Origin of the sequence: Streptomyces sp. NPDC006510 (assembly GCF_040611955.1) — a bacterium.
Classification (GTDB): domain Bacteria; phylum Actinomycetota; class Actinomycetes; order Streptomycetales; family Streptomycetaceae; genus Streptomyces.
The window spans coordinates 24,090-44,860 of record NZ_JBEXPH010000035.1 but is presented as its reverse complement, the minus strand read 5'-3'; the positions used below and the strand labels follow the sequence as shown (position 1 = coordinate 44,860).

The following is a 20,771-nucleotide window of genomic DNA, read 5'->3' as shown; positions in this document are numbered from 1 at the left end:
CCTGGGCGCTGCTGCTCGGCGCGGTGCGTGCATCTTTCACTGGAACCACCAACGGATCGTCGCCTTGCTCGGGGGAGGTGGCCGGACGGCCTGGATGGCAGGTCATGAAACCGTTGCCCTCTTCACACGTCAATGGTGTTGTCATAAGCTCCCGGCCATGAATGAGCGTGTGGTTCCGGAGCCGCAGCGGCGGCGCAGAAGGCCGACGAAGCAGGGAGTGGTGCTTTCCGAGCAGGTCATTGTGGAGACGGCTCTGCGGCTCGTCGGCCAGCATGGTGCGGACGCGTTGACGGTCCGGCGGCTGGGGGCCGCACTGGGCGCCGATCCCAGTGCGCTCTACCGGTACTTCCACAACACCGACGACCTGTTGCTGGCGGTCGCCGACGAGCTCATCGGCCGTGCCCAGTACGGCTGGCGGCCCACCGGCGAGTGGCGCACCGACCTGTGCGAGGTGGGTCTGCGCGTCCACGCCTCGTACCAGGCGCACCCCCAGGCCGCCATGTTGGCGGCACACCGGACGACCGGGCGGGACAACGAGATGCGGGCCGTGGAGATGATCCTCGGCGTGCTGCGGTCGGCCGGCTTCCCCGACCCGGAGGCGGTGCGGATCTACCACGCCTTCGTGGACCAGGCGCTCGCCTTCGCGGCCCTGGACGCGGCCGCGCTCGCCCTGCCGGTCTCCGCCCAGGCGGCCGATCTCCAGGTGTGGCAGGACCGTTACGGCCGTCTGGACGCGAGCGCCTACCCCCACATCGCCGCCACCGTGCGCCTGCTGGCCGCGGAGATGATGCTCAGCGGCTACCCGTTCGCGCTGGAGCTGCTGCTCGACGCCGTCGAAGCCAGGCTGCCCGGGGCGGGCGGGAAGGCCGGCTGAGCCGGGACCGGGCGCCTTCGCCATGCACCCCCACCGGCACGCGGGCCGGGCGGGCGGCAGCGTCGCGCAGTCTTGTCGCGCAGTTTTATGTCAACGCGGTTGACACTCTTTTCGGGGTGGAGTCTGATGGCGGGACGGTAGGCACCGCCGCTCCACGCACCACCCGAGGAGTCCTCGATGGATCCCGTCCGCGCGCTCCAGGACGTCGGCCCCACCGCGTTCTGGCGGGACGACCCCGCTCGTCCGCAGGCCGCATCGGCCTGGTCGCCGGCGCCCGCTGTGATCTGCTCGTGGTCGGGGGGGCGGCTGCAGCGGCCTGTGGACCGCTCTGATCGCCAAGGGGCGCGCCCCCTCCCGTGTCGTCGGCTCCGGAAGATGATGCCCCGTCATCCGGTCGAGTCCGTACGGGAGATAAAGCCGTAGCGGTCCTGGTCCGGCCCGGTCCGAACGAGAGGTTTCTGGTGGGCCCTCGGTGGCCGGCCGGGCCGAGCGGTGCGAACCGGATCCGGGCTCCCCGAGGACGCCGTGGGCCGCGACCGCCCGCTGACCGACATCGCCATCCGGCGCTTCGCCGAGCGGGACCACAACATCAGCCGCTGGACCGAGCTGGAGCGCGGAGGCAACTTCCTCGTACTGGAGCAGCCGGAGGCTTCCGTCACCGACGTCCGCGCCTTCTTCGGCTCGCTCGACGCCTGACACCTGTGCTCGGCACCCCGGGAACGGCAGTGCCGACAGCGACCGCGTTCGCGCCGACGATCACCAGGATCGCCGCCCACGAGGCCGAATCGAGGGCTTGGTCCAGCACGATCAGTCCGACCAGGGCGGCGAAGACCGGGTTCACGCTCATGAACACTCCGAAGAAGTGCGCCGGGACACGCCGCAGCGCCAGCAGATCGGAGAGGAACGGCACCGCCGAGGACAGCACTCCGGCGGTCAGAGCACAGGCGAGAGCATCAAGGGTGGGGGGATGCCGCCAGAGCACCAGGGCGCCGACGGGGACGTAGAGCGCGCCGGAGACGGCCGCGGCCGCGGCCGAACCCTCCAGACCGGGCAGCCGCCGGCCGACGGCGCGGTTGAGCACGATGTAGCAGCCCCAGCACACCGCGGCCAGCAACGCCAGGCCGATGCCCGGGTAGTCGGTGGAAGGGGAGGGACGGGCGAGCACGACGACCGCGGCCGCGGCGGCCGACGCGCACAGCGCGTCGGTCCGGCGCCGGGAGCCGGACAGCGCCACCGTCAGCGGGCCGAGGAACTCCAGTGTGACGGCCAGCCCGAGGCCGATACGGTCAATGGCCGTGTAGAGCGACAGGTTCATCGTGGCGAACACCGACGCCAGCCCCAGCACCGGCCGCCACTGCGCCCTCGTGAACGACCGCAGCCGCGGCCTGCCGGCCGCGCACAGCACCACCGCGGCCACCCACTGACGCACCGCCACCACCCCCGCCGGCCCCATCACCGGGAACGCCAGGGCCGCCACCGACGCCCCGGCCTGGTTGGACAGCCCGCTGCCCACCATCAGCGCCACTCCACCGAGACGGCCCCCGCCCCGACCGGGCGCAGTGCCGTCAGCAACGGCGGGAGCGGACCCGTCACCAGCGGCGGGAGCGGACCCGGCAGCGTCATGTGAGGTCTTCAGCACCATGTCCCCACGGTGTGGCCTGCACCCGTATGCGCAAAATGCATCCACAGCACTATCGATACGCTGGGCGTATGGATACACGCCGAGGGGACTCCGCCTCCGCCGGGCTGGAGCTCAAGCATCTGCGCTGCATGGTCGCCATCATCGACACCGGCAGCTTCACCGACGCGGCCCTTGAGCTGGGCATCTCCCAGGCCGCTGTCTCCCGCAATCTGCTCGCCCTGGAGAAGCTCCTCGGGGTGCGGCTGATGCACCGCACCAGCCGCACCGTCGCGCCCACCCCCGCCGGGGTACAGGTCCTCGCCCGCGCCCGGCTCCTGCTCTCCGGCGCCGACGAACTCGTCAACGAAGCGTCCGCCGGCCACACCCGCCTGCACATCGGCCACGCCTGGTCCGCCTTCGGCCGTCACACCACCGAATTCCAACGCCGCTGGCACCACAGCCGGCCCGGGACCGAACTCCGGCTCATCCGACACAACACGCCCACCGGCGGCCTCGCCGAAGGACTGTGCGACCTCGCTGTCATCCGCGCCCCACTCGACCTCAAACCCTGGTCACATGCCCTGGTCGGCCATGAGCACCGCTACGTCGCCATGGCCTCCGACGACCCCTGGGCCCGCCGACGCGGCATCCGCCTGGACGAACTCCCCGCCCGCACCCTCGCCATCGACCGGCGCACCGGCACCACCACTCTGGGCCTGTGGCCCGAAGACGAACAGCCCGCCGTCGAGTACACCCAGGACATCGACGACTGGCTCGCCGCCATCGCCACCGGCCGCTGCGTCGGCGTCACCCCCCAGGCCACCGCCGCCCAGTACCGCCGCGACGGCATCACCTACCGCCCCCTCCGCGACGCCGACCCCGTACCCGTCCACCTGATCTGGCGCCGTCAGGACCCCCACCCCGCCACCCACGCCGCCGTCGCTCTCGCCATCGACCTCTACCGCGAGAACCACCACACCGAGCGCGCGGCACCGGTCCCCGGGCGCGCTCGCAAATGACCGGACCCGATCGCTTCGACAACGTCAGGCCGCCAACGCCTCTACGAGGATTCCCGACCGGGCTCCGCCGCGGAGTCGGGCATGGCACTCAGGGGCAGCAGCCGGGGGCGTTTCGCGGTGCGGCCGTCGCCGGAGGACCGGCCGCGCAAACGGCGTCCGAGCCAGGGGCCGAGGAACGCGGCCGCCCAGCGCAGTTCGGCTCCTGCGGCCCGCAGGCCCGTGGGGACCCTCTGCGGCGGCAGGGGGAGAGTCCAGGCGTCATCGCTTCCGGGCAGGTGGATGGCTTCGGCGACGGCCGCGGCGATCCGCTCGTGGCCCAGGGGACTGGCGTGGAGCCGGTCCGCACTCCACAGCCGGGGATCGGTGGCGACGGCCTGCCGGCCGGTTTCGGCGACCGTGACCCCGTGACGGGCGGCCGCGGCGCGGATGCGGGAGTTGAGGTCGAACACGCGGGACCTGACCGGCCGGGCAAGGGGCACGATCTCCGCTACGTCGGGGAAGGTCAGCGTCACCACCTGGGCCCCGGCGGCGGTGAGCGCGGCGAACATCGCCTCCATGTGCCCGGCCACCTCCGCGGCGTCGAACCGGGGCCGGAGCAGGTCGTTGACCCCGGTGACAACGGTGGCCAGGTCGGGCCGCAGGGCCAGGGCGGGCCCCAGCTGTTCAGCGCGGACCTGGCCGGCGACACGGCCCCGTACGGCGAGGTTGGCGTACCGGAGCCCCGGGTCGACGGCCGCGAGTTGCTCGGCGAGCCGGTCGGCGAAGCCCCGTAGGCCGACGGTGTCGTCCCCGTCGCCGAGCCCTTCGGTCTGGCTGTCGCCCAGGGCGACGTAGCGCAGGTATTCACCGTTCGGCATGTGTCGACTGCCTTTCCCTGAGGACGGCCGCGATCCGCAGGCACCAGTCCCGGTGCTCCTGCTCGAAGGCCAGGCCGCGCAGGCAGGTCAGGTACGGCCCGATCCGCTCGCCCCGGCGGAGGAACTCCTCCTCGTCCGTATCGCCGCGCAGTTGCCGCAGCAGCTTGCCGAGAAGTTCGATCTTGGCCTCGGCCGCGGACGCCCGCTCTTCGAGCTGTTCGATCACCGACGCCGTGCCGATGCGGTCGGCGACCTGGACCTTGACGAGCAGATCGTCACGGATGAACGAGGGCTTCGACACGGCTGCGGCGAACTTCTCCAGCTCGGCGCGGCCGGCGTCGGTGACCTGGAACAGCCGTTTGTTGGGCCGGGTCTCCTGGACCACCTGCCGACCCGCGACCAGCCCTTCCTTCTCCAGCTTGGTCAGCTCGGCGTACAACTGCTGCGGCAGGGCGTGCCAGAAGTTCGCGACGCCGACGTCGAACGCCTTCGCCAGCTGGTATCCGCTGTACTCACCGTCCAGCAGCGCCGCCAGCACGGCATGTCGCAAGGCCATCGAAGCGGCCCCTTCCCTTTACTCGTCCGCCACTGCATCATACTCAAGAAAATGACTAATCACATTCTTGAGTACCAGGAGGAGCCATGGAGACTGCCGAGCGCTTCCGTGCCGCGGTGGAGAAGGGCGAACCGGCCGCACTGGGCGACCTGTTGACCGAGGACATCCGCCTCTACAGCCCCGTGAAGTTCACCCCCTTCGAGGGCAAGCCCATGGTGCTGAAACTCTTCGGCGTCCTGCTTCGCACCTTCGAGGACTTCCGCTACGTCGGACACTTCGAGGGCACGGCCGAGACCAGCACCGACGGCGAAGAAGCCCCGTCGGCGATCCTGCTCTTCCGGGCCACCGTGAACGGCAAGCAGATCCACGGCATCGACCTGCTCCAGTTCGACGGGGCGGGCCGGATCAAGGAGTTCACCGTGATGGTTCGTCCCCGGTCCGCCGTACACGCCCTGGGCCAGGCGGTACTTGAGGGCCTGGTCGCCGACGGCCTCATCCCCGAGTCCGTCGACCGCTAGGGCCGCTCGCTCGGATCATGCCGGGCTCGCGGGGTCCGGCACTGCGCCTCGCCGCGTTGTCGTCGGTCTTCCCCAAGCTCTCGGCTCCGCTCGTGCAGGGGAGACCTCATCGGACTCCGCCCTGCCTCCCTCCTCCGCCTTGCGATCCACAGCATCCCTCTGATCCCGCTGTTCTGCTCGTGACAGGTTTCAGCGCCCGGTGATCGCCTGGCACGAGGACTTCTGCCAGGGTGCGGGCATGGCTACTACACCGGATGGGCGGCCCGTTCCGCCCGCGCATGCAGATGAGCGCACCATGCTGGACGCATGGCTCGACTTTCACCGTGCGACTCTCGCCCTCAAGTGTTCCGACCTCAGTGATGATCAATTACGACTCGCCTCGGCGGCACCGTCGTCGATGACGCTGCTGGGTCTCGTCCAGCACATGGCCGAGGTGGAACGTAACTGGTTCCGGCGTGTGTTCGCCGGTCAGGACGTGCCTCCCGTCTTCGGGGACGGCAATGCCGATGGCTTTGCCCTTCATCCGGACCGAGGACTCGACGAGGTGATAGCTGCCTGGCGGGAGGAAGTCGCCCGCGGCCGTGAGATCGTCGCCGCCGCATTGCTGGACGACTCCGGTCACCTGTCCGAACAGGAAGCCGGCCATGTCGGTGATGACGGAGTGTCGCTCCGCTGGATCATGGTTCATCTGATCGAGGAGTACGCACGTCACAATGGCCATGCCGATCTGATCCGGGAGCGCATCGACGGAGTCGCCGGAGTCTGAGGTGTGTTGGGCGCGGTTGGCATGACCGAACGAGCTGCTCCCGGCCGTCGGCTTCTTCGGCCGGGAGCAGCTCGTACGGTCCGGGCCTCGGCGAGGGGAACATCAGGTGATTTCGAGGTTGGCCATCATGCCCATGTCCTCGTGCTCCGCGTTGTGGCAATGGAAGAGGTAGCGGCCGCGGTAGCCGTCGAAGCGGGTGATGATCTCGGCCGATTCGCCCGGTCGTAGTGAAAGGGTGTCCTTCAGCCCGGCATCGTGCGGCAGCGGCGTGCGCCTGCCGCGGGCCAGCACCCGGAATCCGACCAGGTGGAGGTGGATCGGGTGGTGGACGTCGGCGACGAATCGCCATACCTCTACGGCTCCGAGCCGGGTACGGACGTCGGCGCGTGAGGGGTCGAAGGCCCGCCCGCCGATGACCCAGCCGCGGCCGTGCTGCGTCTGCCCGGCGCGGAAGGCAAAGTTCCGGACCGTGGTTGCCCCGGAGCGCCGCCAGGTGGGCAGGTCGTCGGCGAGCGCTGCGGGGATGTGGCTGTCGTCCCGGCCGCGGCGCGCGATGCGGAAGGCCATGACCTCGCGGGTGCGTCCGGTGCCGAGCCGGTTGATCAGACGTACCCGGCTGCCGGCCGGCAGATCCGCGAAGTCGACGACCACGTCGTAGCGTTCGGCCGGCGCGATCGGCAGGGTGGTGTGGGTGACGGGGGCGGTGAGCAGGCCCTGGTCGGCGCCGATCTGCACCAGGTCCAGGCGGCGTCCGTCGTCGGTGACGGCCTGGAGCTCGTAGTGGCGGGCGTTGGAGGCGTTGAGCAGCCGCAGCCGGTAGCGGGCGGCGTCGGCCTCGTGGATCGGCCACGGTGTGCCGTTGACCAGGATCACGTCGCCGAGCACGCCGGCCGCGTAGGGGCCCGTCACGCCGGGCCGGTCGCGCAGTGCGGGATCGAGGGACGGGTAGGTCAGGGAGCCGTCGGAGGCGAACGCCCGGTCGGCGAGCATCAGCGGCAGTTCGCGTTCTCCGCGGGGCAGGTCGAGGGCGTCCTCGGTGTCGTCGCGGATGATGTGCATCCCGGCCAGGCCGCGCCAGATCGCCGGGGCGGTGAAGTCCATGCGGTGGTCGTGGTACCAGAGCATGGTGGCGCGCTGGTCCAGGGGGAAGGTGTACGCGCGGGTGATCCGGCTGGTCGCCGCGCGGGGGTCGGGCATCGTGTGTGCGCCGCCGTGGTGCTGGTGGTGCGCTGCGGGGTCGGGCCAGCCGTGCGGGAGGACGAGGTCGGTGGGGTAGCCGTCGGAGGCGGCCGGGGTGCGCCCGCCGTGCAGATGCACCACGGTCGGTACCGGTAGTTCGTTGCGGTGCGTCACGGTGATCGGTCGTCCGCGGCGGGACTCGATCGTCGGGCCGGGGAAGGTCCCGTCGTACGTCCACAGCCCCGTTCTGATCCCGGGCAGGATCTCCGCGGTGGTCTCCCGCTGGGTGATCTCGTACCGGTCGGAGCCCTTTGAGGTGCTGACGGGCTTGAGGACGGCCGGGACCGGCAGTGGCACGGTGTACGGCTCGGGCAGCGGCACGGCGCTGCGCAGCTGATTGCCGGTGCCGGCCGGGCGGTGCGCCATCGCTCCGGACAACGCCAGCCCGCCCGCCGTGGTCAGCCCCAGCGCGCCGCCGAGCCCGAGCACGCGGCGGCGGGTCCACTCCGTGCTGCTCCAGCCGTCGTGACGGGTGGGGCCGGGTCGCTCAGACATGGGTCTCTTCCCGCCGCGGCTCGTCCGTTTCCTCGGCCCGCTCGGGTACGGCGCGGTTCGGCAGCGGCCGCACCCAGACCGCGGCGGACAGCACGGCCAGCGCGGCGATGATCATTACGCCCAGGGGGAGGTGCACCCACAGGAGGCCGGACAGCCCCGCCACGTACTGCCCCGTCTCGGCCGCCACGATCAGCACCGACACGGCGATCGGCCACAGGCGGCGCATCCGCGCCGAGGCCGCGACGCCGACGGCGGCCTGCAGCAGTCCGAGGGAGAACATGATGTCGGCGCCGCGCGCGTGCCAGTCCAGGCCGCCGATCTCCCCGGTGAGGTAGACGCCCGCGAAGACCGGCTGGCCGAAGGCCGCGACGGTGTGCACGGTCACCGCCGCCCGGAACAGCCGACCGGCAACGCCCGTGGATCGCGGGGGTGTTGATGGACGTTCGTATGTGGTGGTCACACTCTCCACAGTCATGCTCGACGCCGCATCACGTCAAAGATCAATATTGCTATCCTGCTATGTCCTCGGCGCTATGAAAGGGAGGGGACGGCGATGGATCTGCATGCGCTCCAGCAGTTCCTCGTGGTCGCACGGCTGGAGCACCTCAGCCGGGCTGCCGCCGAACTGCGGGTCGCTCAGCCGTCGTTGAGCCGCACCATCGCCCGGCTGGAGTCCGAACTCGGCGCGCCCCTGTTCGACCGGGCCGGTCGTCTCCGGCTCAACGAGTCGGGGCGGCTGTTCCGGGATCACGTCGAGCGCTCCCTCGGGGAGCTGGAAGCGGGACGCCGTGCTGCGGCGGAGGCGGCTGGCGAGGGCGTCGGCGGTGTGCGGCTGGCCTCGGAGACGTTCCTGACCATCATCGGTCCTCTGGCCGCCTACCGGGACGCCCACCCCGATATCGACGTCGAGCTCCATCAGATGCCGGCCGCGGACATGCACCGCGCCCTGCACGCCCGCGAGGTCGACCTGTGTGTCGCCTCCCAGCCGATCCCGGGCGACGGGCTGGACAGCGTCCACCTGCACGACGAGCCGGTCTGGCTGGCCGCACCGTCCGGCCACCGGCTCGCCTCCCGCTCCTCGGTCGGTGTCGAGGAGCTGCGCGAGGAACCGTTTGTCATCTCACGGCCCGGCCACTGGCAGCGCCGCCTGCTCGACCGGCTCTTCGCCGACCGGAATCTGACCCCGCGGATCGTCTGCGAGGGCGACGAGCCGGCCGCCATCGCGGTCCTGGTCAGCGCCGGCATCGGCCTCGCCCTCATCCCGGACATGGCGCGCGGTTCCGACGTCAGCGCGCCGGTCGCCTGGATCGGCGTCGACGACCCCGCCTGCCGCCGCACCCTGACCCTGCACCGGGCCGCCGACAGCCGGCTCTCGACCGCCGCCCAGTTGATGCACACCACCCTCGCCACCTGGCCCTGGAACACCACAGGCGACCGGCGGCGGAGGCCCGTCCCCGGTGGGCCTGGGCGGTGAGTTCGGGGGCGAGGCGGTGCGGGCTGTCGGGCGCGCCGGTGACCAGGGCGCCGGGACGGAATCCGGCGTCGGCGGCCACCCGGTCGGGGTGGGTCCGGGGCTCGGCGTGGTCCCGGAGACGTCGTCACCACCGTCGGTGCACGGTGGCTTTGGTGCCGGTCACCAGGCTTGCCGGCGGAACGTCATCGGCCACGACCGCACCGGCGGCGATCACGGCATCACGGCCGATGCTGACGCCGGGCAGGATCGTGGCACCGGCGCCGATCCACACGTTCTCCGCCACGTCGATGGGCGCGCCGGTGAGGTACAGCCGCCGCTCCTCGGGATCGACCGGGTGGCCGTCGGTGATGAACGTGACCTTCGGGCCGACCATCACGCGCTCGCCGAGCCGGATGCCGGCGTAGTCCAGGAACGTGCAGTTCTGGTTGATGAACACGCGCTCGGCGAGGTCGAGGCGGAGGCCGTGGTCCGTGTAGAAGGGCGGATAGATCGTGACTCTCTTCGGCAGCGGCTTCCCGAGGATCTGCTCGAACAATTCCGCTTTGCCCGCTTCGTCCTCGAAGGGCAGTGCGTTCAGACGGGAGGTGAGCTCGGTGACCCGCAGGACCCTCTCGGCCATTGCTTGGAACTCGGCGCTGTGGATGCGCATGAGACGATCGCTGGGCATGCCACGATCCCTTCTGGTTCACCAGGTAACTGGACGGGACGCACTGGGGCGCTGGTGGAGGCTGCTGTCGGCAGCCGGTCGAATCACCCTTGTCGGGGTTGGTGCCCGCGAGCATTCGCGATGTCGCTGTCGCCGCGCTGCGGCGACATTGCCCAGGACGGAAGCCAGACCGAATCAGGGAGCCTTGGCAGGCTTCCGAGGTGGGCGATGATTCCACGGAGTTCTGGATGTGGATTCGTTCTGGGAAGAATGAGCGAGAGTGGGTACGCCAGGGTCGGATTCACGACTGGGATGCGGCGCAGGTCGTAGTTCATCGGCCAGATGTACCGGTCGCGTGCCCCAACGAGGGTGGCCACGTCCGTGGAGCCCGCGAGGGTGTCCAGGAGTACTTCGTCTCCGAAGTGCCGGGCCTGCCGCGTCGATGCGGAGGTCGAAGTCGGTGGCGAGCTGATCGTAGAACTCCGCCCATTCGCTTCGGGGTGCGATACCCGGCACCCAGATCCGGTGCCTACGCAGCTGCGTCGGCGTCAGTCTTCGCGCGGAGGCGAGCGGATGTCTCGGGCCGACGAGGAGTTCCAGCGGGGAGTGGAAAGCGTGGATCATCTGCACGTCGGGCGGCAGTGCGGCAGGGTCGGTGACGGTACGGAACGAGGCGTCGATATCGCCTGCTTCGACGGCGGCGACCGCCACGCGTGGGTCGTTGACCCTGAGGGTCACCACGTCGAGATCGGTTTCGGGATGCGACCGCCAATAGTCGTGCAGAACAACGGCCTGCGCGCTTCGCAGGCCGAGAACGTCGATCCGAAGGGCCCGGGAGCCCGGCCCGACCGCGGTGACGGCACGCTCGACACCCACGACGATGCTCCGCGCGTGGGGGAGAAAGACCTGACCATCGAGCGTCAGCTCAACCCCTCGGGCGGTACGTGTGAACAGACGCACCTCCAGCTCGCGCTCCAGGGCGGCGATCCGCTTGGAGACTGCCTGCTGTGTCACGCCCAGCTCATCGGCCGCATTTTGGAACTGTCCGAGCTCGGCCGCCCGGACGAACGATCGCAATGCCTCGGTGTCCACTGGTTCATCCTAGACACGCCCAACCAATCGTTGTGGCTCGCCGATGATTGGTTGTTTGACCGCGCTCCATTGCGGCTGTTGTGACTCAAGCATCCAAACCGTCGGTTATCGCGGGGGCCATGTGCGGGTGAGATTGGGGTCCGGCTCCGGGCGACTGCGATCGGCCTGCGCCGTCAGCGCTGACCGGCGGCGACAGCCGCTCGACGGCCTGGCGGATCTGCACCGTGATGACCGCGGCGACATCGGCGCCCGGGCTCCGGTCGGACCGCGTCCAGCACCGCCGTCCAGGACGTGCGGCCGGTTTCCACGCGCGCACTCAGCTGCATCCACATCGGAGACGCCGGCGTCCACGGCCGCCCCGGAGGCAAGCCCACCTGGGGCCCACCCGCCCACGCCGCACTGCAACGCCTCACCGCGTCGGTCCACCAGTGATCAAGCATTCCGGCGGGAGGTCGGAAACAAGCCAAAAGAGCGCACACAGATGTTCGTTTGCGAGACGGTCTGCCCACGCTCGCCGGCCGGATTCGGCACCCGGTCAGCAAGGCATCGGGCGATTGTCCGGATCGGCATCGCCGCATGGAGCAGCCACGTTATCCGGAGCCAGGGAGCGGATGCGCGGTATCGGTGAAGCCAGTAGCCAGAGCAGTGACAGCATTCCCCCGGCGGCGCCGATGAGCAGTGTTGCCCGCAGGCCGAAGGCGGTGGCGAGCAGGCCGCCAACGACGGCCCCGATGGGACGTATGCCGTAGTTGATGGTGCTGAACGCGCCCGCCACGCGGCTGCGCATGCCATCAGGGATGACGCTGGTCTGCAGGGAGTTGAGGTTGACGTCGAAGAGCATGACGCCGACTCCGGAGAGGAACTCCGCCGCGGCCAGTGCTCCGGCGCGGGCCCAGAGCGGGCCTCCCGCACCGGCTGCGATGGCGATGGGCGCCGGAAACAGCACGGCTCCCACAACGATGCTGCGCCCCACACCGATACGTCGCGAGATCCTCGGGGCGAGGATGGCACCGAGGAAAGCGCCGGTTGAACCGACGCCCAGAGCCAGTCCGATAACTCCGGCGGACAGCCCCAGGACGCGGCTGGCGAACAGGACCATCAGCCCGCTGCCTGCGACAAAGGTGAATAAGTTGACAGTCGCCGCGCAGCAGAGCCCGGCACGCAGTACCGGGTGCCGTACGACGAAGGCCATCCCCTCCCGGGCACGTCGCAGCAGTGAAGGAACCGCTGCTTCGTCGATGCCGGGAGGCGATTCACCGAGCGGGATCCGCCCTATCAGGAACGCGGACGCCATGTACGACAAGGCATCGACAATGACAGCGACGGGCGCGGTCAACGCTTGAACGAGACCGCCGCCGACCGCCGGGCCGACCACGTGCGACACCGACCGACTGGCACTGAGCTTGCTGTTCGCCTCGACGTAGGACGAGCGGGGCACGAGACGAACGAAGAAGGGCGGGTAGGCGGTGTTGAACAGCACCGCTGCGGTGCCGGTCAACACCGCCACGGCATACAACTGACCGAGGCTCACCGCATCGAGCAAGTACGCGACGGGGAGGCTGAGCAACACCGCACCGCGCACCAGATCAGCGAGAACCATCAGGCGGCGTTTGTGGACCCGACGGTCGACCCAAGCCCCCAAAATGATCGCGAGCAGATTCGGAGTCCAGATGAGCGCGGTCAGCCACGCCACCTGGTTGGCCGAGGCACTCAGCGCTGTTACGGCGATCAGCGGCAGTGCCAGTTCGGTGATCCGGTCGCCGAACTCCGAGATCGACTGCCCCGCCCAAAACCGGCGAAAGCGCCGGTCACGCCACAGAGATATCGGGGCGCCCACCTCCGGGGCGCTCACAGTATCCCGCCCGCCTGCTCCTCGTCCTGCTCCGGTAGGGCATAACGCATCAGTTGGACGCCGCGGCTTCCGGCCGGACGCTCGGCAGGGTCGCGTGTCACGTAAGGCGCAAGCACCCGCTCGATCTCGTCTTGAATCGCCGCGAGTTCCTCCGCTGAAACGACCACACGGGTGTTGGCCAGACCAGCGGCCCCCTGCCACAACGGGTCCAGGCCGGGCTCGACTTCGACCGCCCACCTGCTCGGCAGATCGCCATAGCGCACAAACATTTCCCGGGACAGCGCCCGCGCAGCCGACCTGCCCTCCTCATCCTCCGGTGCCTCGAATCGGAAACCACGCGCTGCCGCCTCCCACTTCCGTTGTCGACGGTCCGCCCCGGCCTCGGCATCGCGGACCAGTCCGAAACCTGCCAGGTGCCGCAGATGCCAACTGGTCACCGAGGGAGTTGCTCCCACATCGGGCGCGAGTTGCGTGGCCGTCGCCGGCCCGTGCCGGTGGAGGCGGTCGAGGATCGCCAGTCTCACTGGATGTGCCAACGCCCGCATCGCCTGCGGATCGGTGATCTCAATATCGCCCAGCCGATTCCCGGAATCCATAACGTGAGAGTGTCCTCTCACATAATGTGAGAGTCAACTCTCACATTGAATCTGGTCACGCTCACCGTCCCTCCCCGGCCCGGCACCTCGCCCCGGACAACGATCCGGTTCCCGGGGGAGAGGTCAGTCCCGCCCACTCCTCGTCGTCCTCGTCGAGCCCAGCCGCGTCCGGGTCGCGCAGGGTCGCAGGCCCGCCGGCCGGGGTGGAGGCGGTGGAGCCGTAGCGGCCGAGCGCGTTGAGGTTGCGGTGCTTGAGCGGGGAGAGCCGGGCGATGTCCTCGTCCCGGATCGGCAGCCTTTCGTTTCACCGACGATTTCGCGATGCAGCCCTTGGAGAAGAGGAACGCGAGGGCTCCGATCTCACGGCTGCTCTTGCCGCGGCAAGGTGAGGATTTCGGCTCCGTCGTTGGTGATGGCGATCGTGTGCTCGCTGTGTGCTGTCCGGCAGCCTGTCGCGCTTCGGAGCGTCCACCCGTCGGCATCGGTGACGAGTCCAGCGGTGTCCGCCATGACCCACGGCTCCAGTGCCAGCAGCAGCCCAGGGCGCAATTTGTATCCACGGCCAGGCCGTCCGGTGTTCGGAACGTGCGGGTCCTGGTGCATCGTTGATCCGATGCCATGGCCTCCGAACTCGGTGTTGATCGGGTACCCCGCCTCGCTGAGGACCGTGCCGATGGCATGGGAGATGTCGCCGATGCGAGCCCCGGGCCCGGCGGCGGCGATCCCTGCGGCCAGTGCGCGTTCGGTTGCACTGATCATCGCGACGCTCTCCGGGGGCTTTGCGTCGCCCACGATGAAGCTGATGGCAGCGTCTGCGGCGACTCCGCCCTTGGAGACGGCGAGGTCGAGTGTCAGCAGATCGCCGTTGGCAAGCGTGTAGTCGGACGGCCGTCCGTGGAGCACGGCGTCGTTGACGGCCGTGCAGATGTAGTGGCCGAACGGACCCCGTCCGAAGGATGGCTCGTAGTCCACGTAACAGGACAGCGCTCCCGCCTCGACGATCATGGTCTTGGCCCACCGGTCGATGTCCAGAAGGTTCGTGCCGACCGTGCTACGGCTCTTGAGCGTCTGCAGGATGTCGGCGACCAGGGCGCCTGTGTCTTTTGCTCGGGCCAGCAGGGTGCGGTTCAGGATCTCGATCATGCGGCGCCTTCCTCATGAAACCAATAACTATACCGGCCATACTATACCGGTATTTGAATCGGAGTCATGGTCGTGTTGCCGCTCACTCCCGCAGCGGTCGAACGCTGACAGCGCCCCGGCGCCCTCCTGCGTCGGGCCAGGGGAGAGCGCTCGATGCTCGATACAGGCGACGCACATGTCTCACCGGAGACCCTCCGGAAGATCGAGACGGGTCGCGTGGCCACCCCTGCCTTCCCGGCCATCGCGGCGATCGCCGATGTCCCCGGTCAGTACGGGACGGCACCTGGCACCGCATCTTCGAGCAGCTCCAGGCCCGGGCCGATGCGAAGGGCCTGATCGCCTGGGACGTCTCCGTGGACTCAACGATCGCTCGCGCCTACCTGCGCCGACGCGGGATCCGCTGCACCACCCCGGAGAAGCGCGACCAGATCGCCAACCGCGAGAAGCGCGGCTCGCACGGCGGCCGACCGCCGAAGTTCGACAAGGCCGACTACAAGGAGCGCCACGCGGTGGCGTGCGGCATCAACCGCCTTGAGCGCCACCGCGCGGTCGCCACGAGATACGACAAGCTCGCCGTCCGCTACGAAGCCACGGTGCTGGTCGCCGCCACAAACGAATGGCTGTGACCAGCACTTCCGAAACCCGCCCCAGTGCTTCAGCTGGCACCGGAGCGGTGCAGTCGGCGAAAGTGAGTCCTCACGCGACGGAACGATCAAGCCGCGGAAGACTTCGTCGGCGACAGGGGAGGGAGCCGTGATGACGGGCGATGGTGCTGCAGCGGCCACCGGTGCCCCATGGCCGGCGCATCCGCAAGTGAAGGTGGGGAACCGAAATGAGTATGCGCCTCTATCTGGACAGCGCCCGCCAGCCCCGTACGCCGGACGGGTCGGCGGGTGAATGGGCCGATTTCTTCGACGGGGCGATGGAACTGGAGGCCAAGAACTGGCCGCCGCTGCTGTGGTGGGCGATGTTCGGCCCCGGAGACCTCATGGAGGCGAGGATCGCCGACACCGAGGACGCCGGTACCGATGAGCACGCGGAGTTGCTGAGCGAGTGGGGCGAGGCCACCTACCCGTACCTGGTGGTCGACCAGCGAACGGCGCTGTCGCGACTGCACGCCCGGCGGCAGGGGCTGACCAGTCGGCTCGGCGCGCAGTTCTCGCCCCTCTACGATGAGTTCGTCGCGCTCATCGACGCCCGGTTCGGCCCCTACGTGCTGCTGCGGACCGAGGCGTTGGCCGATGGCGGTGAAGGCGGCATCCGCCTGCTGTTCGAGGAGACCCTGGCCGACTTGGAGCGTTTCGACGTCGGTCACGCCCCAGCGGCCGGCGGGCGAGTGGACGGACTGATCTCGGATTTTCAGCGGTGGCAGCACACGGATCCGGTCTGGCTACTGTCAGGTGCTGGCGACGGATGGCCGAGCGTCGCGCTGCGGGAGCACTTCGCCGCCACTGCGGTCAGGCGGTCGTCCAGCCGGAGTGCCGAGCGGTCCACCGCTGTGGGCTGGGTGTGGGGCGTTCTCGTCGTAGTCTGCAGCATCGGTGCGTACTGGCTCACCGGGAGTGTCTGGCCGATCGTCGTCGCGTTCGGCGTGGTCCTGGCCGTGCTGGTGGCAGGTTTCGTCCGGCGGCGGGGGTGAGCGGGCCGGCCATCATGACGGGTCAGGTGACCAGCACGTGATCGCCGCACGACCTTGATCCACTCTGAAACACGCCCTGGTCGCGGGCGAGGCGGCCGTATTGCATGAGCCACACCGACCCGCGCGTCTTCGCCTCTCATGGCCTGCGGATCACACCCCACGAGCGCGGATGCTCACACGCCAACGCCCTTGTCACACAAGCCCTCGCCGAGGACAGCGCCAAGCACTCCGTATCAACAGTCGGGGCCCGCGCTCGAACTCACCAGGTGGTATCAACCCGACAGATCGGCATCGGTGGGATAGCCGATCCCGGCGGCCGCGTCCACGACAGCCTTCAGGGAAACGGTGCTGTTCAGGGCGCGGACCGTCTGCCGGTCGAGCGGGCGGAGGCCGTACACACGGCGCACTGCGTCGAGGTCCACCGCCGTCTCGTAGTAGTCCTCGGCGAACTCCTTGAACGCCTCCGGCGTCGGGGCGGTCAGCAGCTGGAACATCCAGTCGGCACCGTCCGGATCCGAATACCCGTCAGGGAAGTCGATCTCTCCCGCTTGCCAGCGATCGCTTCCCGCCTCCCGCCACAGGCAGACCGTCGCTCTGGGCGTGCCCTCGTCCGTGAAAGCCGGCTCGACGACGTGTTCCCGGAATACCTGGGGAACGGAGTCCACGACGCCGGGCCACGGAACGTCGTTGACGTACGGGCTCATCGGCGACTCGTGGTCGAACCCCCGGACGTACGCACCGGCCTTGGAGAAGATGATGTGGAACTCGTCGCCGGAGCCGTTGTTCATCGACGCGATCTCGTCCGTCTCCGACCACGTCGCGCTGAACGAGTAGTACGTATCACCATCCGGGTTCAGCACCGCCTCGACCATGGCCATCGACCGGCAGAGGTCCCGAAGGACCGGGATGTCGGGAAGTGATCGGGCAACATCATGAACAGTCATGAGGACATCCAAGCCGATCCCACTGACATGCCGCCGCGCGCAGACATGCTTCCGCGCGCGCACGGCTGCGACGCGACCTTCCCAGGGGCGCGGGGGCCATCTGGACGTCCCATCACCGCGTTCCAGGGAGTTGTTGTTCTCGCAGGTCAAACCCATATCGGCGTCCCGGCGTCCCCGATCCTCCGCTCCCGCTTGTGCCTGCGCTCCTGGAACGGATTGTCTGTTGCCGAGCCGGACGGAGCACGCCGCCGGCCCACGAACCGACACCACGCACACCACGGGGGAACCCATGAAGCTCACCCACACCAGCGCGACGCTCCTCGCCGGCCTCACGCTGGTCAGCGCCCTCACGCTGACTGCCTGCAGCGGCGACGGCACGGCCGCGGCGCCCGCCGGTTCCTCCTCCAGCACTTCGACGGGTGGGAACAGCGGCTCCGGCGATTCGGACAAGGGCTCCAGCGGCAGCAGCAAGGGAAGCGGCTCCGGAAACAGCAGCGACGGCAACGGCAGGGCGAGCGATGGAGGCACCCTCGCCGGCACCGGCTCCAACGGGCAGTCGGGCGGCATCTGCCGCAGCGACGAGCTGGAGATCAGCGCCGTCGACAACACGATCGACAAGGAGGAGGGCGTCGTCACCGTCCAGTTCAAGAACGGCGGCGGCCGCGACTGCACCATCAGCGGCTTCGCCGGCGTCGATCTGAAGACGGCTTCGGGCGACACCGTGTCCGCGGAACGCAACGACGACAAGCCCCTGCGCGACGTCCTCAAGGACGGCGAGTCCGCCGCCTTCAACATCACGTTCCCGGTCAACAACACCGGTGGCTCCGGTGTCCGCGTGGCCAAGATCCTGGTGACTCCGCCGAACGAGACGAAGACCGTCACCATCGCATGGCCCGCGGGCTCCCTCCCGGCCGATAACCCGGACTCCCAGAGCGCCAGCCGGCCGATCCGGATCAGCCCGCTCGGCAAGGTCAGCGACTCCCCTGCGGGCTGAGGCACGCGAACTCGCCTGCGGCCAGGGAACGCCCCGGCCGCAGGGGCGAGGGGCCGAGCCCTTCGCACCCCCCGGCGAACGTCCTGGCCGCCCAAGCCCCCTACCTGCTTACTCTCCCTCTCGCCACGCCCCCGCGACGAACTGCCGGACCCGCGACGAACTGCCGGACCCGCGACGTCAGGGAATCCGTATCGACCGGGGTGCCGACCGGCTCCAGCGCAGGGCCCCGCAACACCTCGACGGCCGTGCTGGTGGTAGAGGCTGGGGAGGAGAACGTAGTAGCCGTGCCCGGCCAGTTCACGGGCCCTCTCCTCCGGTTCGGGCCGCACACCGAAGGCGTCCGAGTGCAACAGCACCCCCGGGTGCCGCTCGTCGTCGTCGGGGAATGCGGCGAAAGCGTCGGCCTGGCCGTCCCTGGTGGGAATCTGCAACGTCCTGGTGGGCAAGGCGGGTCTTCCTGCCTTGGGCTGATGCCGGTGCACAGACTCTGCCAGGGCTGAGGTCGACACGGATGATGGCGAGCCGGGTCGGTGCGGAGGTGATGCTGCACGCGTGGCTGTACGGAATGCACTTGGCGATCTTGTCCACGGTCCGGGGTGCAATGGCGAATGCGAGACCGGTTTCCCGGGCTTTGGCATCGGGGGAGAACTGATCGTTGCATTCGGTGTGTTGGCGGAATGCCAACGCCTCTGCCCAGGCTGCCCGTTCACGGCCTTTCGCACATGCCTTGGAACCACTGGGCAGCCCGCGTCACCCGCGATGCCCGCCGGGTGCCCGGAGCTTCGTGATCATTCCCGAGACGCTGGACCACCGAGCCGGGATCGACCGGCCTTCGAACCACGATGACCAGCAGACCCAACCACACCGATCCGATAACATGATCGAATTCTGGCGATCGCCCTCATCGCCCGCCCTTCACCGGAAACCGTTCCATCCGGCACGAAGAGCGACCTACACAGCCAACATCTAACAAATCGGCCAAACAATTGATATCTATAGCATCGCGGGTGCTTTCGCGAATAAACAGCAGAATTAAGTCCGTCGAGTGGCGTCGACCACGGGTAATACTGTGGGCCACGGCGGGTGTTGTAGCCCTCGGGTTCTTCATCGCACTGGAGATCGCCGCGCGTCACTACGGCCTGCCAGGTCCGATCACCACTCAGGTGCAAGAGGTGATATTCGCCCCCAAGTCGGGTTTCCTGCTGTACGCGAGCATGGCGTTGATGATGGTGGTGCTCACCTGGCGGCAACGGCTCATCGCGGCTGGTGTCGCGATCGGCATCGACGTCATCTTCTTGCTGGTGCGGTGGGCGGCCGACATCAAGGTGACCGAAGGCCACCCCTTCGGAAACGGCGCGTTGTGGGTGATTCTGGGCTGTGCGGTCATCGCTGTCACGCGTCGCACGGGCCGGGAACGTGTCCTGCTGCTGAAGGGCGTCGGGCTGGGCCTGCTGCTGGTGGCCGGCCGCAAGACCGGCGACACCTGGCTGCTCATCACGTCGAAGACCCGCCCGACGGTGCTCGACCAGTACGTGGCAACCGCCGATCAAGCGCTGGGCAACCCGTCGTGGCTGGTGGGCCGGATCGTCACGGCCACCGGCTCGATCGGCGCCGAGTTCCTCGACGCCGTCTACACCCAGCTTCCGGTGGCCGCGGTCGCCGTCACGATGTACCAGCTACGCCATGTGGCGGTCGAGCGCCGCTTCCCGAGCCATCATCTGGTGCGCACCTTTCTGGTCATCGGCCTCCTCGGGCCGGGCATCTACATGATCTTCCCGGTGGTCGGACCGATCTTCGCCTACGGCGCCGACGGCGGGCACTGGGCGGTGGCCAACCTGTGGCCGGACACCCCGCCGCCGATCGATGCGCCGCACCATATGCCGTTCGACGAGATCACCCCACGCAACTGCATGCCCAGCCTGCACACGGCGTGGGCCACCGCGATCTTCATTCATTCCCGCAAGGGCCCACGGGTTCTGCAGTACGCGGGCGCGTTCTGGCTGATCGCCACGCTCGGCGCGACGCTGGGCTTCGGCTACCACTACGGCGCGGACATCGTCGCCGGCGTGGTGTTCACGCTCACGATCGAGGCAGCGCTGCGCTCGCTCGAACGTGGCTGGGACCGGTCAGGAATCCTGCTGGTCGCCTACGGCACAACGATCTTCGCCGCGCTCCTGGTGTCATATCGCTATCTGCCGATGGAGATGGCCGATCGGCCGTGGGTGTTCGGACCACTGGTCATTCTGGCGATGGCCTCGGTTATTTACGGCTACGTAAGGACCACCAGACTGTGGGACCAGAAGGCCGCGCCGGTGCGGCAGCCGGAACCGCAACCCGAATTGGTTTGAGTCGTGTTGCATCAGGGGCGTGCGAGCTCCGGGCGCGACTCGTAGATCACGTGGCTTTGTGTCGTCGCCGTGAGGTGGAGGCCGATGTCGCGTATGAC

The 20,771-nt window shown here is 68.9% G+C and carries 20 protein-coding genes and 5 pseudogenes; 13 read left to right on the top strand and 12 right to left on the bottom strand.

All coding sequences use genetic code 11. From position 1 onward, the window contains the following. Window positions 1-157 precede the first annotated feature (157 nt). The 3 genes and pseudogenes from ABZY11_RS14180 (at window position 158) to ABZY11_RS14170 (ending at window position 1,570) form a co-directional block, all read left to right on the top strand. Window positions 158-874 (top strand): TetR/AcrR family transcriptional regulator, encoded by a 717-nt coding sequence (locus ABZY11_RS14180; protein WP_356479378.1) that lies wholly within the window; start codon window positions 158-160, stop codon window positions 872-874. A 177-nt stretch (window positions 875-1,051) separates the two neighbouring features. Further along, a pseudogene (locus ABZY11_RS14175) lies at window positions 1,052-1,238 on the top strand (FAD-dependent oxidoreductase); the annotation flags it as partial. Window positions 1,239-1,366: 128 nt separating this feature from the next. Further along, entirely contained in the window at window positions 1,367-1,570 is a 204-nt protein-coding gene (locus tag ABZY11_RS14170; RefSeq protein ID WP_356479377.1) for a hypothetical protein, read from the top strand. On the opposite strand, the gene ABZY11_RS14165 is transcribed toward ABZY11_RS14170, so the two are convergent. Beyond that, window positions 1,530-2,390 carry an EamA family transporter gene (locus ABZY11_RS14165; RefSeq protein WP_356479376.1) on the bottom strand — a complete coding sequence of 287 codons (861 nt, stop codon included), beginning with the start codon at window positions 2,388-2,390 and terminating at the stop codon, window positions 1,530-1,532. The two genes, ABZY11_RS14170 and ABZY11_RS14165, sit on opposite strands and share 41 nt — an antisense overlap. Window positions 2,391-2,584: 194 nt before the next feature. Here ABZY11_RS14165 and ABZY11_RS14160 point away from each other — a divergent pair, with 194 nt between their 5' ends. Further along, window positions 2,585-3,514, top strand: a complete 930-nt coding sequence (locus ABZY11_RS14160; RefSeq protein ID WP_356479375.1) for a LysR family transcriptional regulator — start codon at window positions 2,585-2,587, stop codon at window positions 3,512-3,514. 41 nt (window positions 3,515-3,555) lie between these two features. On the opposite strand, the gene ABZY11_RS14155 is transcribed toward ABZY11_RS14160, so the two are convergent. Both ABZY11_RS14155 and ABZY11_RS14150 read right to left on the bottom strand, forming a co-directional pair. Next, complete coding sequence (locus ABZY11_RS14155) at window positions 3,556-4,371, bottom strand: SGNH/GDSL hydrolase family protein (RefSeq protein WP_356479374.1); 816 nt, start codon at window positions 4,369-4,371, stop codon at window positions 3,556-3,558. Next, window positions 4,358-4,927, bottom strand: a complete 570-nt coding sequence (locus tag ABZY11_RS14150; RefSeq protein WP_356479373.1) for a PadR family transcriptional regulator — start codon at window positions 4,925-4,927, stop codon at window positions 4,358-4,360. The genes ABZY11_RS14155 and ABZY11_RS14150 overlap by 14 nt, the downstream gene beginning before the upstream one ends. Window positions 4,928-5,013: 86 nt before the next feature. Here ABZY11_RS14150 and ABZY11_RS14145 point away from each other — a divergent pair, with 86 nt between their 5' ends. Together ABZY11_RS14145 and ABZY11_RS14140 are read left to right on the top strand one after the other, a co-directional pair. Continuing rightward, window positions 5,014-5,445: a nuclear transport factor 2 family protein gene (locus tag ABZY11_RS14145; RefSeq protein ID WP_356479372.1), complete on the top strand. Its 432-nt coding sequence runs from the start codon at window positions 5,014-5,016 to the stop codon at window positions 5,443-5,445. A 238-nt stretch (window positions 5,446-5,683) separates the two neighbouring features. Beyond that, on the top strand, window positions 5,684-6,211 hold the full coding sequence (locus ABZY11_RS14140) for a DinB family protein (protein WP_356479390.1): 528 nt from the start codon (window positions 5,684-5,686) through the stop codon (window positions 6,209-6,211). Between the two features lie 102 nt (window positions 6,212-6,313). Here the strand turns inward: ABZY11_RS14140 and ABZY11_RS14135 are convergent, their stop codons facing one another. Further along, window positions 6,314-7,945 carry a multicopper oxidase family protein gene (locus ABZY11_RS14135; protein ID WP_356479371.1) on the bottom strand — a complete coding sequence of 544 codons (1,632 nt, stop codon included), beginning with the start codon at window positions 7,943-7,945 and terminating at the stop codon, window positions 6,314-6,316. Further along, on the bottom strand, window positions 7,938-8,330 hold the full coding sequence (locus tag ABZY11_RS14130) for a hypothetical protein (RefSeq protein WP_356479370.1): 393 nt from the start codon (window positions 8,328-8,330) through the stop codon (window positions 7,938-7,940). The genes ABZY11_RS14135 and ABZY11_RS14130 overlap by 8 nt, the downstream gene beginning before the upstream one ends. A 168-nt stretch (window positions 8,331-8,498) precedes the next feature. Here ABZY11_RS14130 and ABZY11_RS14125 point away from each other — a divergent pair, with 168 nt between their 5' ends. Beyond that, a complete protein-coding gene (locus tag ABZY11_RS14125) occupies window positions 8,499-9,419 on the top strand; it encodes a LysR family transcriptional regulator (protein ID WP_356479369.1) in 921 nt (306 codons plus the stop codon). 124 nt (window positions 9,420-9,543) lie between these two features. Here ABZY11_RS14125 and ABZY11_RS14120 read toward each other — a convergent pair whose 3' ends face one another. Together ABZY11_RS14120 and ABZY11_RS14115 are read right to left on the bottom strand one after the other, a co-directional pair. Further along, entirely contained in the window at window positions 9,544-10,086 is a 543-nt protein-coding gene (locus tag ABZY11_RS14120) for a DapH/DapD/GlmU-related protein (protein ID WP_356479368.1), read from the bottom strand. A gap of 83 nt (window positions 10,087-10,169) precedes the next feature. Then, window positions 10,170-11,157 (bottom strand): annotated as a pseudogene (locus ABZY11_RS14115) (LysR family transcriptional regulator). A 309-nt stretch (window positions 11,158-11,466) separates the two neighbouring features. Here ABZY11_RS14115 and ABZY11_RS14110 point away from each other — a divergent pair. Further along, window positions 11,467-11,589, top strand: a pseudogene (locus ABZY11_RS14110) (aminoglycoside phosphotransferase); the annotation flags it as partial. A 103-nt stretch (window positions 11,590-11,692) separates the two neighbouring features. Here ABZY11_RS14110 and ABZY11_RS14105 read toward each other — a convergent pair. The 3 genes from ABZY11_RS14105 to map form a co-directional block, all read right to left on the bottom strand. After that, the gene (locus ABZY11_RS14105; protein ID WP_356479367.1) at window positions 11,693-13,009 is read right to left on the bottom strand and encodes an MFS transporter; all 1,317 of its coding nucleotides are present in this window, start codon (window positions 13,007-13,009) and stop codon (window positions 11,693-11,695) included. Then, window positions 13,006-13,605, bottom strand: a complete 600-nt coding sequence (locus ABZY11_RS14100) for a helix-turn-helix domain-containing protein (protein ID WP_356479366.1) — start codon at window positions 13,603-13,605, stop codon at window positions 13,006-13,008. The genes ABZY11_RS14105 and ABZY11_RS14100 overlap by 4 nt, the downstream gene beginning before the upstream one ends. A 360-nt stretch (window positions 13,606-13,965) precedes the next feature. Then, the gene (gene map, locus ABZY11_RS14095) at window positions 13,966-14,748 is read right to left on the bottom strand and encodes a type I methionyl aminopeptidase (RefSeq protein WP_356479365.1); all 783 of its coding nucleotides are present in this window, start codon (window positions 14,746-14,748) and stop codon (window positions 13,966-13,968) included. 126 nt (window positions 14,749-14,874) lie between these two features. Between map and ABZY11_RS14090 the strand changes: the two genes are divergently transcribed. The 3 genes and pseudogenes from ABZY11_RS14090 (at window position 14,875) to ABZY11_RS14080 (ending at window position 16,387) form a co-directional block, all read left to right on the top strand. Continuing rightward, a complete protein-coding gene (locus tag ABZY11_RS14090) occupies window positions 14,875-15,084 on the top strand; it encodes a hypothetical protein (protein WP_356479389.1) in 210 nt (69 codons plus the stop codon). A gap of 35 nt (window positions 15,085-15,119) precedes the next feature. Then, a pseudogene (locus ABZY11_RS14085) lies at window positions 15,120-15,374 on the top strand (IS5/IS1182 family transposase); the annotation flags it as partial. Window positions 15,375-15,580: 206 nt separating this feature from the next. Next, on the top strand, window positions 15,581-16,387 hold the full coding sequence (locus ABZY11_RS14080; protein WP_356479364.1) for a hypothetical protein: 807 nt from the start codon (window positions 15,581-15,583) through the stop codon (window positions 16,385-16,387). Between the two features lie 272 nt (window positions 16,388-16,659). On the opposite strand, the gene ABZY11_RS14075 is transcribed toward ABZY11_RS14080, so the two are convergent. Beyond that, the gene (locus tag ABZY11_RS14075; RefSeq protein ID WP_356479388.1) at window positions 16,660-17,331 is read right to left on the bottom strand and encodes a hypothetical protein; all 672 of its coding nucleotides are present in this window, start codon (window positions 17,329-17,331) and stop codon (window positions 16,660-16,662) included. A 289-nt stretch (window positions 17,332-17,620) separates the two neighbouring features. Between ABZY11_RS14075 and ABZY11_RS14070 the strand changes: the two genes are divergently transcribed. Next, window positions 17,621-18,325, top strand: coding sequence for a DUF4232 domain-containing protein (locus tag ABZY11_RS14070; protein WP_356479363.1), 705 nt, complete (start codon window positions 17,621-17,623; stop codon window positions 18,323-18,325). 242 nt (window positions 18,326-18,567) lie between these two features. Here ABZY11_RS14070 and ABZY11_RS14065 read toward each other — a convergent pair. Beyond that, window positions 18,568-18,771: pseudogene (locus ABZY11_RS14065) on the bottom strand (dienelactone hydrolase family protein); the annotation flags it as partial. A gap of 618 nt (window positions 18,772-19,389) precedes the next feature. Here ABZY11_RS14065 and ABZY11_RS14060 point away from each other — a divergent pair. Beyond that, window positions 19,390-20,673: a phosphatase PAP2 family protein gene (locus tag ABZY11_RS14060; RefSeq protein ID WP_356479387.1), complete on the top strand. Its 1,284-nt coding sequence runs from the start codon at window positions 19,390-19,392 to the stop codon at window positions 20,671-20,673. The last annotated feature ends 98 nt before the right edge of the window (window positions 20,674-20,771 follow it).

Bases quoted from the DNA above. Each gene is read 5' to 3' on its own strand.
- ABZY11_RS14140 (WP_356479390.1), top strand. From the start codon at position 5,684: ATGGCTACTACACCGGATGGGCGGCCCGTTCCGCCCGCGCATGCAGAT.
- ABZY11_RS14150 (WP_356479373.1), bottom strand. From the start codon at position 4,927: ATGGCCTTGCGACATGCCGTGCTGGCGGCGCTGCTGGACGGTGAGTAC.
- ABZY11_RS14100 (WP_356479366.1), bottom strand. From the start codon at position 13,605: ATGGATTCCGGGAATCGGCTGGGCGATATTGAGATCACCGATCCGCAG.
- ABZY11_RS14125 (WP_356479369.1), top strand. From the start codon at position 8,499: ATGGATCTGCATGCGCTCCAGCAGTTCCTCGTGGTCGCACGGCTGGAG.
- ABZY11_RS14180 (WP_356479378.1), top strand. From the start codon at position 158: ATGAATGAGCGTGTGGTTCCGGAGCCGCAGCGGCGGCGCAGAAGGCCG.
- ABZY11_RS14155 (WP_356479374.1), bottom strand. From the start codon at position 4,371: ATGCCGAACGGTGAATACCTGCGCTACGTCGCCCTGGGCGACAGCCAG.
- map (WP_356479365.1), bottom strand. From the start codon at position 14,748: ATGATCGAGATCCTGAACCGCACCCTGCTGGCCCGAGCAAAAGACACA.
- ABZY11_RS14080 (WP_356479364.1), top strand. From the start codon at position 15,581: ATGAGTATGCGCCTCTATCTGGACAGCGCCCGCCAGCCCCGTACGCCG.
- ABZY11_RS14070 (WP_356479363.1), top strand. From the start codon at position 17,621: ATGAAGCTCACCCACACCAGCGCGACGCTCCTCGCCGGCCTCACGCTG.
- ABZY11_RS14145 (WP_356479372.1), top strand. From the start codon at position 5,014: ATGGAGACTGCCGAGCGCTTCCGTGCCGCGGTGGAGAAGGGCGAACCG.
- ABZY11_RS14165 (WP_356479376.1), bottom strand. From the start codon at position 2,390: ATGGTGGGCAGCGGGCTGTCCAACCAGGCCGGGGCGTCGGTGGCGGCC.
- ABZY11_RS14135 (WP_356479371.1), bottom strand. From the start codon at position 7,945: ATGTCTGAGCGACCCGGCCCCACCCGTCACGACGGCTGGAGCAGCACG.
- ABZY11_RS14075 (WP_356479388.1), bottom strand. From the start codon at position 17,331: ATGACTGTTCATGATGTTGCCCGATCACTTCCCGACATCCCGGTCCTT.
- ABZY11_RS14160 (WP_356479375.1), top strand. From the start codon at position 2,585: ATGGATACACGCCGAGGGGACTCCGCCTCCGCCGGGCTGGAGCTCAAG.
- ABZY11_RS14120 (WP_356479368.1), bottom strand. From the start codon at position 10,086: ATGCCCAGCGATCGTCTCATGCGCATCCACAGCGCCGAGTTCCAAGCA.